Origin of the sequence: Streptococcus canis (assembly GCF_900636575.1) — a bacterium.
GTDB lineage: Bacteria > Bacillota > Bacilli > Lactobacillales > Streptococcaceae > Streptococcus > Streptococcus canis.
On the sequence record NZ_LR134293.1, the window covers coordinates 48,256 to 61,384 of the forward strand.

Consider the following 13,129-nt stretch of genomic DNA (forward strand, 5'->3'; position numbering starts at 1 on the left):
CCATGTGAAAGAGAAGCCTATGACACTATTATCCATCATTGTCCCCTGTTTCAATGAAGAAAAAACCATTTTCCCTTATTTTGAAGAGATGCGGCAACTAGAAACATCAATGACTAATCAACTTGCTTTTGAATACATTTTCGTTGATGATGGCTCTAAGGATAGCACCTTGGATATTCTGCGTGACTTAGCTGCTCGCTTTCCAAATGTGCATTACCTGTCTTTTTCACGCCATTTTGGCAAGGAAGCTGGGCTCTTAGCGGGACTAGAAGAAGCCAAAGGCAATTTCATCACCGTCATGGATGTTGATTTGCAAGATCCTCCTGAACTTTTGCCGCTCATGTATGCAAAGCTAAAGGAAGGTTATGATGTGGTAGGTACCAGACGTCAAAATAGGCAGGGGGAACCCCTGATTCGTTCGGCTTGTTCCAATTTATTTTATAAGCTTGTCAATCGCTTGTCAGACACCGAAATTGTCAATGGAGTGCGGGATTATCGGTTAATGACCAGACAGGTTGTCGATAGCATTCTTGAACTTGGAGAGGTTAATCGCTTTTCAAAAGGTATCTTTTCTTGGGTAGGATATCGCACGACCTATATTAGTTTTGATAATCGCCAGCGGCAGCATGGCAAAAGTAAGTGGAATTTTTGGAGTCTACTTCACTATTCCTTGGATGGCTTTATCAACTTTTCAGAAATGCCTCTGACCATTGCTATCTGGACAGGAACTTTTAGCTTTTTAATTTCAATTCTAGCTATCTTATTTATCATCATTAGAAAATTACTCTTTGGTGACCCTGTATCTGGTTGGGCTAGCACCGTCTCTATCATTTTATTTATGGGAGGCATTCAGATTTTTTGCATGGGCATTATCGGGAAATACATCTCAAAAATATTCCTTGAAACCAAAAAAAGACCTGTCTATATCATCAAAGAAAAACAATAAAAGTCAAAAAAGAAGGGGACACTTATCCTCTTCTCAGAACGTAGACAAACCCTATTTTTTGAAGGTGCCAACGACAATGATTTAATGATCATGATGTCAACCAACTCTTGAAACGCTTGTTTTATGGTGTTTCAGGAGTTTTTCTTTTTTAGAAGAGCAAAAACAGATTGACTCCCCACTGCTGTGTCTTGCTCTGCTGCTTTTGTAGGACAAGCTTGTTTCAACAAGAGCCAAATCAGAAACAAAATCGCCACTATTATTTCCACCAAAACTCGCAAAGAGGTGACCGCAGACCAATAAAACTGTCCTGTTAGTGCCTCCACCAATTTTCCTAATCCATAAACAGCAACAAAGGCTAGCCCAAGATTCAAACACTTTTTCTTCCTAGTCTTTGACAATGAGAAGATAAAGGTGGGAATAAATATCATCAGCAGTCCCATGTAATGTAACCTAATTGGCTCTCCCTTAATCAGGCACGTTACCAGAAACGCTAAGAATACTACCAAAAGTCTAGCAGTTGCCTCTCTTAAAACAATCAAAGATTTTGTCATCAATCGATTTCCTTTGTTCATTGATAGACACTCTTTATGACTAATGATCACAACTATTTCAAAATCGTTCAAGATGGTCGACACGCTAAAAATATTGACGATAAGGCCCAGACCAGCTTCTAAAGGTTGGGCTTCTCATCGTCAACTCCTGTCCTTCATCACTCAGCAGGCTAAAAATGATTAGCGATGATTCACACTTTTCATAACGCGTTTAATATCACGATCCTGCTCACGGCGTTTAATGCTTTCGCGTTTATCATAATCGTGTTTCCCTTTAGCTAGCCCAACCAACACCTTGGCGAAGCCGTCCTTAAGGTAAACTTTGAGAGGAACCAAGGTCATTCCAGTCCCTTTGAGTTCATTTGCCAGATGCGTAATCTCACGTTTTTTGAGCAAAAGTTTCCGTGTACGTTCAGGGTCAGTATTCCAGATATTACCTTGCTCAAATGGAGCAATATGGACATTAACGAGCCAAGCTTCCCCATTTTTGATTTGAGCAAAGCCATCCTTCAGTTGAATACGGGCTGCACGAACACTTTTAATTTCTGTCCCTGTTAAGACAATACCTGCTTCAATGGTTTCAACAATGTGATAATCATGCCTAGCTTTTTTATTTTGTGCTAGTAACTGGCCTTCACCTTTTGCCATACTTAACTCCTTTTACGACTCTTCTTTTTTATTTGTTCTTTGTAAAATGGCTTTTTAGAACCTTTTTTGGATTTGCCTTTAGCTTTTGCCCTAGCTATTTCCTTAGGATCTTTTTTCTTTGACCCTTTATCCAATGTCCCTTTTTGACGACGATCTCTTCGGCCTGTTTTATTCGATGTCGTGATCTTTTCAACCACATCATAATCACTTGGCAAATACTCAAAGTCAATGTCACCAGTTTCCTTGTCAGCCTTAACCAGCTTCACCCGAATGGCTTGCCCAACTGTAAAGACCTTACCTGATTTTTCACCTTGAAGGCTCAAGGTTCGTTCATTAAAGTGATAATATTCAGGAAGATTAGTAATATGAATCAAACCTTCAATAGTGTTTGGCAGCTCCACAAAGAGACCAAACTTAACCACACTGGCCACGAGACCATCAAATTCCTCACCGACATACTCAGCCATATATTCTGCTTTCTTCATGGCTTCCACCACGCGCTCCGCATCAATGGCACGACGCTCTAACTGTGAAGAAGATGTTGCCAATTCTGGAATGACTTGGGCAAAATGGTCACGCTTTTCTTGACTAGGTTGATTGTACTCACGAATCATGCGGTGAACCAACAAGTCAGGGTAGCGACGAATCGGACTGGTAAAGTGGGTGTAGTATTCTGCAGCCAAACCGTAATGGCCGTGATTATGTTCAGAATACCTCGCCTGTTGCATAGAACGCAAGAGCATCATGTTAAGCACTTCGGCTCCCGGCTGACCTTGCACTTTTGCCATAAAGGCTTGCAAGGCTTCCTGAGAAATCTTGTTGGCTGTTCCTTGAATTTGAATACCAAAGATGCCAGCATAATCAATGAATTTTTGAAGCTTTTCAGCCTTTGGTTCTTCGTGAATACGATAGATAAAAGGCAACTTAGCCTTTGCAAAATGTTCCGCAACGCACTCATTAGCTGCCAACATAAAGGACTCAATCATCCGCTCGGCAATTCCCCTTTGACGAAGCACCACATCGACCGGCATTCCTTTGTCATTTACAATAATTTTAGCTTCTTGCGTGTCAAAATTTAGGGCGCCTCGTTTTGAACGCATGGCTTCCAACATCCGATGCAAGGCCACCATAAGGGTCACATCATCAGCAATGCTGGCGAATTCCTGAAGTGCCTCTTCATCTCCTGCAATCATGTCATTGACCGCACTATAAGTCATTCGGTAGGTTGTCTTAATCACTGATTGACAGATTTGATAATTGACCACATGCCCTTGAGCATTAATTTCCATCAAGGCTGATTGGGTCAGGCGGTCTACGTTAGGGTTAAGGGAGCAAATACCATTTGATAACCGTTCTGGCAACATTGGCACCACACGATCGGTGACATAGACAGAAGTACCACGCCTAACAGCTTCCTTATCAAGGGCAGACCCTTCTGTCACATAATAAGAGACATCTGCAATATGCACTCCAAGTTCATAATTCCCGTTATCCAGTAACTTGATATGAATGGCATCGTCTAAATCTTTTGCATCAGCACCATCAATGGTAATTGTCCTTTCTTGACGCAAATCCACACGGCCTACTAAGTCTTTATCGCTAGGCGTCTCTGGAATAGCACCAGCCTCTGCCAAAACCTCTTCTGGAAATTCTGATACAATATCCATTGATTCGAGAACTTCTAAGACATCAATTCCAACGTCTCCTTGATGACCCACAATATCACGCACACTGGCCACAAAATAGTCATGACCACGTGTCGGGTATTTATCAATGTCAACCTTGATAATTTCAGTGCCTTTCAGCACAACAGGCTCTTTTTTGATGTAGATTTTTTGTTGAATCTTTTGATTTTTAGACTTGATATAACCAGCATATTTCGGTTTTTCATCATCTAAAATAAAGGTTCCAACAGCTGTTTTTAAAGAACGGTCAACAATAGCAACGACCTTAGCTTCAGCTGCTGTGCCTTTAAGACGGTCAGCCGGCTTTTTAATCACTACTTCGACAGTATCACCATCAATGGCATAGCCAACATCATTGCGGCCAATAAACATATCGTCTTCACTCTCATCAACAAACAAGAAACCAAAGCCTGCTTTATTGGCACGAAAAACACCCTGAATAGTAGGTTCTTTTTTCTTTTCACGCTCTTTTCTAAGAGCCAGACTACCGTCATTTGAAAATCGTAAAAGCCCCTGACTTTCCATTTTGGAAATGGTTTTAATAAGGCTGGGAAAATGCTTAGCGCCAGCCATCTCCAAGGCCGCAGCCAAGTCATTCACATTTGACTTGCCATACTCCTTGAGGTAAGTCATAATTCTTTCTTTCATAGTACCTAATTTCTATTTCTGTTTCATTTTGTGGAAGGAGCCACTCTCGTTCATTGATAAAAAAATGAGCTAGACTAATTCTGTCAAGCTCACTCCTTATTTACTTGATAAAATGGCAAGCGCAAGTGCAATTGCTAGCCAGAAAAATACTAGAACTGCTGTGAACCGTTGCATGAAAGCTTCAAAGCCACGAGCTTTTGTACGTTCAAACAAGGCTTCTGAACCGCTGCTATCAAAAACATTGCTACTTGGGTTTTTTTGAGGTTGCATGAAGATAGCAATCACAAGTAAAACCGATAACACGAGCAATATTGTAAGTAGTAAGTTGTACATGTTATTTCCTCCACTATTGTCTTGACCATTCTAACACAAATCTTATCAAGATTCAACATGTAGGGTCACTTTTCTCTCCTTGGGGCAGTATTTAGGAACTTTTATTTTTTCTGGATGACTGCTCTTATTTTTACTGGTCAAATAATTCTTACTGCCACACTGGCTACATTCTAAATTAATTTTTATTCTCACACGATATCCTTAACCTTGATATATTTTTTAAATAAAAGCAAACTCCATACTAAATTTACAAAAACAATCAAACTAGTCACATAAAAAACAGATCGATAACCTAATACAACTGCAACATGAGACCCAACAAAAGGGCCCAAGACCTGACCAATATTACTAAACATTTGATTATAAGAGAAAACTCTGGAAATACCTGCTTTTGGCGTCAATTTGGTAAGAAGGGAATTAATACTAGGCATCAAAGCCCCTACTCCAAACCCATAGGCAAAACGCAACAATCCCAACTGAAAACTTGTCTGGGCTAAGGCGCTCATAAAATACATGATGAAACTATACAACAAGGCTAACAAAAGCAAACGGTGGTTGCCGAAACGATCTCCCAACTTCCCTAAATAAGAGCTGCTCAACAAACTGGAAAATCCCATTGCTGAAACCACCAAGCCTGACACAAACATCAAATTATCGTATTGCCCTAAATGACGAATATAAAGTGATAAAATTGGAGCAACTGATTGAGCCGAAATCTGAATAATCATGCTGGTCACAAATAAACCTAACATCATCTGTCGACTCTTTACCTGCTTTAAGATTTCTTTGGTAGGCACCATTTGTGATCGCTCAATGGGTTCAAAATCTTCTTTGACATAAAAGGCTGTCATTAAAGAGCAAAGCAACAAGATGCAGCCAACAAGTAAAAAGACCTGTCGAATACCGAATAGCTCCGCCAATACCCCACCAATAAGAGGACCAATCAAAGCACCTGCTGTTACTCCTGTTGCTAAGGTCCCTAAGGCATAGCCTGATTTCTCCTGAGGGGCTTGACTAGCAATCAAGGCTGTGGAATTAGGCACATAGCCTGCAAAGATACCTGTTAATAATCTCAAAACAAACAACCAAAATACATTGGGAATAAGAGCTAAGCCGCCCATGGTAAAGGTCATGACAAAGCTTGCTCGAAGCATCATCGGTTTTCGACCGTAACGATCAGCTAATTTCCCCCAAAGGGGAGCAAAGACGGCTGATGCTAGCGCTGTAAGGGCAACAGCCAAACCAGCATACCATTCAACTAGTGCCTTGGGAGCTCCTAGCTCCTCTACATATAAAGCCATGAAAGGCATGACAAGTGAAAAGCTTGCCCCAGTAAAGAAATTACCAAGCCAAGCTACCTTTAAATTTTGTTGCCAATTTACTCTTGTTATCGCTTTGTCACTAATAAGTCATCATCTTCTTTCCAAAATACTTTTGACCATTATAACACATTTCTTTTGAAGACGTTAAAAGCAAGGATAAAGATTTCAAGGACAGGGTCAAATACCTTGGCATCAAACAAGGGTTAGTTTCGAAAAAAACTTTCCCTCAGTTGCTCTAGTTTCTCAACGTTTACGTAAACTGCCCAGAAGACCTCTGACCAGTTCTCGCCCAATGGTCCTAACTGTTGTACTGATAAAGGCATCGGCTGCTTTTTCCACAGCTGATTTACGTGGCCGTCCAACCGAACGTCGACTGGTTTTTTTAGCAGCTTCTTTAGCTTCTTTTTCACGTTGTGCAGCCGCCATCGCCTCTTGGGCCAGCTGATTTTCTTCTAGAACCTTGGCCGCTAATTTCTCATAAGCAGACTCGCGGTCTATGGCTTGCCCATATTTACTAGCAAAAGGCGAAGACTGCACAAGCTGCTGACTATCTGTGTCTGATAAAACAGCAAAACTGCTTTTAGGTGGCATGATATAGGCACGCTCAACAACTGTCGGTTGTCCCTTATCATTCAAAACAGAAATCAAGGCTTCGCCGACTTCTAGTTCTGTAATAACCCTTGCCACATCTAAATTAGGATTCTGGCGAAAAGTATCTGCGGCAACACGAACAGCCTTTTGTTCTTTCGGTGTGTAAGCGCGTAAAGCGTGCTGAATACGATTTCCAAGCTGAGCCAAAACCGTTTCTGGCAAATCAAGCGGGTTTTGTGTGACAAAGAAAATCCCAACTCCCTTTGAGCGAATAAGACGCACAATCTGCTCAACTTTTTCCAAAAAGACCTTAGGAGCATCTTTAAAAAGCAGGTGAGCTTCATCAAAGAAGAAAACCATTTTGGGTTTGTCCACATCGCCTACTTCTGGCAATAGTTCGTACAACTCAGACAACAACCAAAGCAAGAAGGTCGTGTAAAGAGTAGGGGACTGAAAAAGCTTGGTCGCTGATAAAATATTAATGGCTCCATAGCCTGAAGCAACATCTAATTGAATCAAATCAGCCACGTCTAAAGCAGGCTCTCCAAAAAATTGGTGACCCCCTTCTTGTTCCAATGTCAAGAGACTTCTTTGGATAGCTCCGATAGATTGCTTGGCAATATTACCGTAATGACTTGAGTAGTCTGAGGCATGGTCACCAACTTCTTTTAAGATAGCCTGTAAGTCTTTCAAATCAATCAAAAGCCAGCCCTTTTCATCAGCTAGTTTAAAGACGACGTTTAAGACACCTGTTTGGGTATCATTAAGATCCAATAAACGCGCTAGCATCATCGGTCCCATCTCAGAAATAGTGGTTCGTAAAGGCTGACCAGTCTGTCCAAAAACATCCCAGAGCCTAACCGGAAAAGCTTGTGGTTGGTAGTCTGTTACCCCTATTTTGGCTAAGCGCGCAGCCAATTTTTCCGTCACCTCTCCTGCCTTGGCAAGGTTGGAAAGGTCTCCTTTGATATCTGCCAAAAAGACTGGCACACCAGCCAAACTTAATTGCTCTGCTAAGACTTTTAGGGTAACTGTTTTTCCTGTTCCTGTCGCTCCAGCAATCAAACCGTGACGATTTAGCATCCCTAATTGTAATGCTACTGGTTGATTTCCTTTTGCAATTGTCATTGTAGCCATAAATTTCCTCTTTTTTTCTGATACATACCTTTTAAAAACAAGTTTTTGAGAAGCTTTGTCATAGGTAAGACGCTGTTTATTCTTAGTGTCATTATAACACAAGCTCTCCTCTTATTTGAGCTTAAAGGTTTTAGGAGCCCAATAATAAACAGCTAGGTAGCCTAAAGCTAGAAAAACAATCATTCCAGCTAGAATAATCAAGAAAAGAGGCATGGTCATCGTATCAGTGAATCGAAATAACTGATAACCTAAATAATAGACGATAAAGGTCAGTATGTTATAAAGCACACTCTTAGACTTTAAGCCTTCTGTAAAAGGTTGTAAGAGAAAATACAAGTATAAAAAGTAGAGTGAAAAGAAACTCATGGACAAGAATTGTACCATGACAATAAGGGCTATCTCTGACCAGACCAGAGGAAACAAGGCCACATATAATATCAGAACAAAGAGGTTAACCGCCATAAAAATAGGAATATTGTGCTTAATAATAGACCAAAAACGGGTCTTCAAGGTAGCTAAAATGACCTCACGCTGTCTGTAATCGTTAAACTTTAATAAAGGCCGATCCAAATGGTAAAAACAAAACTTAATATAAGATTCTCCCACATAAATCAAGTAACCAGATACGAGAGACATATATAAGATTCGGACAAATTCCTGATGTTTCACTTGTTCTAACTGATGTCTAAAGTAATAGAGACCTATCAGTTCACTAACAATCAGCAGACCTACCAAGAGTAAACGTATTGTCACACCTTTTCGAAGACGTTTTCCCATACGTTGCAAAAAGAGGGCATTCAAAAAAGCAATGCCAGTTAACTCTTGTAGGTGACCTTTCTTTTGCGAAGATAGGTCGATCTCTTTTTCATCGACAAGCACTTGTGCAGTTTGTAGATTCTCAACAACAGCTACCCGCTCTTTCATGGTCTCATGCGTTACCACACTACGGGTAAGGGTATTTAATTCTGAATCAGTTGTCAAACGGTAATAACCATAGCCCCATAGAAATATCCCAAAACATCCCGCAGGAATGGAGAAAAAGACTTGTGGTGCGAAGCGATTTCCTAAAACCAATAAACCTCCGCTCACCAGAAAAGCCAGCCCCAAAAAACTAAATAGGAGCCTGTTAAGGTATTTTTCCTTATCTTCTCCTTTTCTATCGTAAAGGGGTAAGAAAATCACCTTTAGAAAAAGCCTCACGCCTGACACCAATAAAGTAAAGCAAAAGGCATGCCAAAAAGCAAAATGATTGAGTGTAAAATAAATCCCTAATACCAAGACATGCAAAAGCATTTCACGACCTAACAGCATGATTTGTTTGGTTTTCAAATAATCTCTTGGAACCAAGTGAAATTGACGAATGGCCTTGGCCAAGTCCATATCATCACGTGTCACGAGTTTAATATCTAAAGTGGTCATGAGTAACAGCGAAAAAATAACCAACCAAAGCAAACTTAAGGTAAACGGATTTGGGCCAGCGTACCAAGCATACTCACTAAGCCAAGCCTTCACAATGTGAGCCAAGATAAAGCAAATGCCCACATATATAGCCATTTGCAATAGAATAGAAAAGAGAAATAACAGAGCATACATCAAGGTTAAAAACACTTTTCCTTCTTTTATGCGATAGCAAGCTTGCGGTATCTTTCCTCCAATTAGCGGTAATTTTTGCAGCCAATAAATCAAGGTATTGTAGCGGGTTATCCCATCAATTTGCCAGAGAATTCGCAACAATTCCTTAGTCACCACGGCTTTCTCCTTGTAACATTTCCAACAGTTGAGCTTCAAAGGCCTCATCTTTGGCTGACAAGGGCATGGTTTGCAAGAGGCCCCCATCCAGAATCGCTACCCTATCACACAGGTCTTCTGCCAAGGCTAAGATATGCGTCGATAAAATCAAGATATGCTTGTCTCGCAAGGCCAACAGCAAACGTTTAATGGCAATACTAGATACCAAGTCAACTGCTGTCAAGGGTTCATCTAACAAAATAACTTTGGGTTTGGTGATTAAAATGCAGAGCAGGGATAATTTGCTTTTCATACCATCTGAATACCCCTTGATGATTCGGTGACGATCAGCGTCGCTAATCTCCATAAAATCCAAATATTCATCAATGGTCATGTGATCGTCACTCGGGTGCAAGTCTAAGTAAAATTTAATGAATTCATAACCTGTTAAAAACTCAGGCAAATAATTTTCTGAAAAGACCATACCAATATCTTCTGGACTTAAGGGACGCTCTATACCATCTTCCACCAGAAAAATATCCCCCTGGTCAGCCTGATAGTCTCCGTACAAAATATTAAAAAGTGTGGTTTTACCAGCACCGTTACGGCCAAGAAGGGCTGTAATCGTCCCCTCATAAAAGGTGTAGGAAGCTCCTTTTAAAACTTCTTTTTCTTGAAAACTTTTCCGAATATCTCTAATCACCAATTCCATTTCTTTCTCCTTCACCTGAAAACCTTTTCTTACATTGTATAAAAAAAGGAGGGAATTAACAAGAAAGCTTAAACACAGATAAAACTAAAAAGCAAACGCCTCTGAAGAGAAACACTTGCTTTAGTTATCTATTAGTGACGTTAATCAACTCGGTTTGGCCTAGGGAGTTGATTCAAGGCTGCTTGGACTTGCTCTATTAGCGCTGCAATATCCCCATTATTATCAATCAATAAGCTGGCATAAGTTTTTTTGACTTCCATAGACAATTGACTAGCTATCCGCTGCTTAGCCGACTCTGCTTCCAGATGATTTCTGGCCATTAAGCGCTGCAGTTGCGTTTTAGCATCTACATAAACAACCCAAATCGCATCAAACCAGTCTTGGTAGCCCAATTCAATTAAGAGGGGTATATCCATAAAAAAAATGGTTTGGGCCTGTGCGAATTGATCACGCTTAATCGCCAATTCTTCCTTAATGATTTGATTTTGAATGGCTGATGATATTGCCATATTGTCTGGGTTTGAGAAAATCATTTCCGACAAACTAACCCTATCTAAATCACCAGTAGCCTTAAGAATGCCGTCTCCAAAAGCTTCTCTAAGGGCCTCATAAAGACGACCGCCCTTTTCTTGCAAGTCATGAACCAGTTGATCCGCATCAATGACCTGATACCCAGCCTTCTTGATAACCTTAACCACAGTTGATTTTCCTGATGCAATGCCTCCTGTGATTCCAATAATCATGGCCTTTTTTTCTGGCATTTTGGACAAATATGCGTCCCCCTTCCTCCAACTTTTAATTTGACAATAGCCTGTCCGCAACGAGAACACGGCTTCCCAGTCTGACCATAAACCTGCAAATAGTCCTGCATGGTACCATCAGCTCCCAAAGCATTACGGTAAGTGCGGACGGTCGAACCGCCCTTTTCAATTCCCAATGCTAGGATTCGTATGGTTTCATCATGCAGCCGTTTTATCTCCGCCTTGTTCAACTTAGAGGAGGTAGTTTCTGGATGAATCTTAGCCGCCCAAAGCACCTCGTCCACATAAATATTCCCTAATCCTGCAACCAAGGTCTGGTCTAAAAGATGCGGCTTAATTGGTTTTTTGGAGAATTGCAGAGCAGCCTCAAAGGTTTTCAACTTAAAGCTCTCTTTCCTTGGTTCAGGGCCTAGTTTTCGCTTAAGAAAAAAGTTAGGTAATTGAGATTTTGTTATCAAATCAAAGGTTCCAAATTTACGCACATCTTGGTAAACCAGGGTGGAACCATTTTTCAATTCAAAGAAGACATGAAAATGTTTGTTATCAGGAACCTCATCTGGAAAAAGCAAATATTTACCTTCCATCCGCAAATGTGATACTAAAACCCATTGACCAAGATCAATCAGCAAATACTTGCCCCGACGACCAATGGCTTGAATGGTTTGACCAGGTAGGATCAGGGCAAACATCTCTAAGTCGGTTTTAACCATTTTTGGCACTTTAAGCGTAACAGCCACGATTTCTTGACCACAAACTAACGATTCAAGCCCTCGTCGGACCGTTTCAACCTCTGGTAATTCTGGCATAATCAGTTCATTAAAGGACAACTAGACCTTTTGCCGCTACAAAGGATAGACTCATCACAGAAAAGTCTCTCAATAGCCTAAAGTCTAGACTACTGACTGCATTTCAAAAAATACAGCCGTCCTTCTCCTTTCTTATTTCTTATTTTACGGACAAATGTGATAGAAAGCAACTCATAAATTTGCCTCAGACTAGTCCTCATCTCTCTTACCACCCAGCACTTCCTTACGGTAATGTTCCTTATAACTATAATACAACGAGTCCTCTCCGAGATACTTAAAAATCTGTAAGGCCTGCCACATGTCCTCCTCCCCAGAAATCTCTTCCTGCTTTAATTTATAATACCCATGCACATATAAAAAGACCGTCTTTTCATAAAAATTGAGTTCATCTCGCAGCAATAGGTCAATTTTGTCAATCAAATAGCGACTGTGTTCAAAGTAAGAATGGTCAATACTGATAATAAGACAATTAATAGACAGCTGGGTCACTAAAATTTTATTGGTTTTATTTTGTTCCGAATAAGCAAATGAAGCTATCATTTCCTTAGTCAATAAAAATAAGGTATTGTAATTTATGAAGCGCGAGCAATTCCCCAGAAGAATAATTTCATAATATCCCCACTGTTCCACTGTAAACAAGTAATCTGTGAGACGGGTCAATTCTTCCTGACTAGGTTCAATTGAGGAGTCAATAGAAAAAAGAATAGCTTTAATCATCGTTCGTTCATAATCTTTATAGGCATAATCCCCTAACAGTTTGGTCAATTTAGCCACGTTTTTCTCAGCATAATATTTTCTCACCTGACTTAAGAGCGTGAAAAAATGCGTATGCGTCTTGGAATGGATCGAAACAAATTCGTCAATCGTAATATTGAGTTTATCAAGAAGATTAAGCAGACGACTGCAAGTGATTTCTGATTCCCCTCGTTCAAATCTTGAAATTTGTGACTTGGACAAGTACCCATCTGCTAAAGACGAAATACTCACCTGCTTTCCCTGACGTAATCGCCTTAAAGTTTTACCGAGTTCTTTTTCCATTTTTCCCACTTTCACAACAAAAAATAAAATCTGCCAAATCCATTATATAATACAAGTACAAAATAGAACATCAGAAAGGAGACAGTCATGAAAAAATTTAATAAAGCTTTGCTTTTTGCATTGATTATGGATATCCTGATTATCGTTGGTGGATAGGCTTTTCTTTGGAACATATACCCTTTAGGGACACCCCTTAAATTTAGGTGATAACAGGAGAACTAAT

General features: G+C 40.3%; 14 protein-coding genes. 2 read left to right on the forward strand and 12 right to left on the reverse strand.

Annotated features, from left to right (window positions below):
- Positions 1-19 precede the first annotated feature (19 nt).
- Positions 20-946 (forward strand): glycosyltransferase family 2 protein, encoded by a 927-nt coding sequence (locus tag EL097_RS00200; RefSeq protein ID WP_003047141.1) that lies wholly within the window; start codon positions 20-22, stop codon positions 944-946.
- A gap of 131 nt (positions 947-1,077) precedes the next feature.
- Here the strand turns inward: EL097_RS00200 and EL097_RS00205 are convergent, their stop codons facing one another.
- The 12 genes from EL097_RS00205 to rgg2 form a co-directional block, all read right to left on the reverse strand.
- On the reverse strand, positions 1,078-1,518 hold the full coding sequence (locus tag EL097_RS00205; protein WP_003047139.1) for a hypothetical protein: 441 nt from the start codon (positions 1,516-1,518) through the stop codon (positions 1,078-1,080).
- 159 nt (positions 1,519-1,677) lie between these two features.
- Positions 1,678-2,145 (reverse strand): SsrA-binding protein SmpB, encoded by a 468-nt coding sequence (gene smpB, locus EL097_RS00210; RefSeq protein ID WP_003047135.1) that lies wholly within the window; start codon positions 2,143-2,145, stop codon positions 1,678-1,680.
- 2 nt (positions 2,146-2,147) lie between these two features.
- Positions 2,148-4,478 carry a ribonuclease R gene (rnr, locus tag EL097_RS00215; RefSeq protein ID WP_099982907.1) on the reverse strand — a complete coding sequence of 777 codons (2,331 nt, stop codon included), beginning with the start codon at positions 4,476-4,478 and terminating at the stop codon, positions 2,148-2,150.
- Positions 4,479-4,574: 96 nt separating this feature from the next.
- The gene (secG, locus tag EL097_RS00220; protein WP_003047129.1) at positions 4,575-4,811 is read right to left on the reverse strand and encodes a preprotein translocase subunit SecG; all 237 of its coding nucleotides are present in this window, start codon (positions 4,809-4,811) and stop codon (positions 4,575-4,577) included.
- 45 nt (positions 4,812-4,856) lie between these two features.
- Complete coding sequence (gene rpmG, locus EL097_RS00225; protein ID WP_003047126.1) at positions 4,857-5,003, reverse strand: 50S ribosomal protein L33; 147 nt, start codon at positions 5,001-5,003, stop codon at positions 4,857-4,859.
- A complete protein-coding gene (locus EL097_RS00230; RefSeq protein WP_081587256.1) occupies positions 5,000-6,202 on the reverse strand; it encodes a multidrug efflux MFS transporter in 1,203 nt (400 codons plus the stop codon). Before EL097_RS00230 ends, rpmG begins: the two co-directional genes overlap by 4 nt.
- A gap of 174 nt (positions 6,203-6,376) precedes the next feature.
- Complete coding sequence (locus tag EL097_RS00235; RefSeq protein ID WP_003047120.1) at positions 6,377-7,861, reverse strand: helicase HerA-like domain-containing protein; 1,485 nt, start codon at positions 7,859-7,861, stop codon at positions 6,377-6,379.
- Positions 7,862-7,972: 111 nt separating this feature from the next.
- Entirely contained in the window at positions 7,973-9,610 is a 1,638-nt protein-coding gene (locus EL097_RS11280; RefSeq protein WP_039994782.1) for a hypothetical protein, read from the reverse strand.
- Positions 9,600-10,301: an ABC transporter ATP-binding protein gene (locus EL097_RS00245; protein ID WP_003047114.1), complete on the reverse strand. Its 702-nt coding sequence runs from the start codon at positions 10,299-10,301 to the stop codon at positions 9,600-9,602. Before EL097_RS00245 ends, EL097_RS11280 begins: the two co-directional genes overlap by 11 nt.
- A gap of 140 nt (positions 10,302-10,441) precedes the next feature.
- Positions 10,442-11,044 carry a dephospho-CoA kinase gene (coaE, locus tag EL097_RS00250; RefSeq protein WP_039994951.1) on the reverse strand — a complete coding sequence of 201 codons (603 nt, stop codon included), beginning with the start codon at positions 11,042-11,044 and terminating at the stop codon, positions 10,442-10,444.
- A complete protein-coding gene (mutM, locus tag EL097_RS00255; RefSeq protein WP_003047108.1) occupies positions 11,041-11,868 on the reverse strand; it encodes a DNA-formamidopyrimidine glycosylase in 828 nt (275 codons plus the stop codon). The genes coaE and mutM overlap by 4 nt, the downstream gene beginning before the upstream one ends.
- 189 nt (positions 11,869-12,057) lie before the next feature.
- Positions 12,058-12,906 (reverse strand): quorum-sensing system transcriptional regulator Rgg2, encoded by an 849-nt coding sequence (gene rgg2 / locus EL097_RS00260; protein ID WP_003047105.1) that lies wholly within the window; start codon positions 12,904-12,906, stop codon positions 12,058-12,060.
- A gap of 87 nt (positions 12,907-12,993) precedes the next feature.
- On the opposite strand from rgg2, the gene shp2 reads away from it, so the two are divergent.
- Positions 12,994-13,062: a peptide pheromone SHP2 gene (gene shp2 / locus EL097_RS10520; RefSeq protein WP_138114367.1), complete on the forward strand. Its 69-nt coding sequence runs from the start codon at positions 12,994-12,996 to the stop codon at positions 13,060-13,062.
- Positions 13,063-13,129 lie beyond the last annotated feature (67 nt).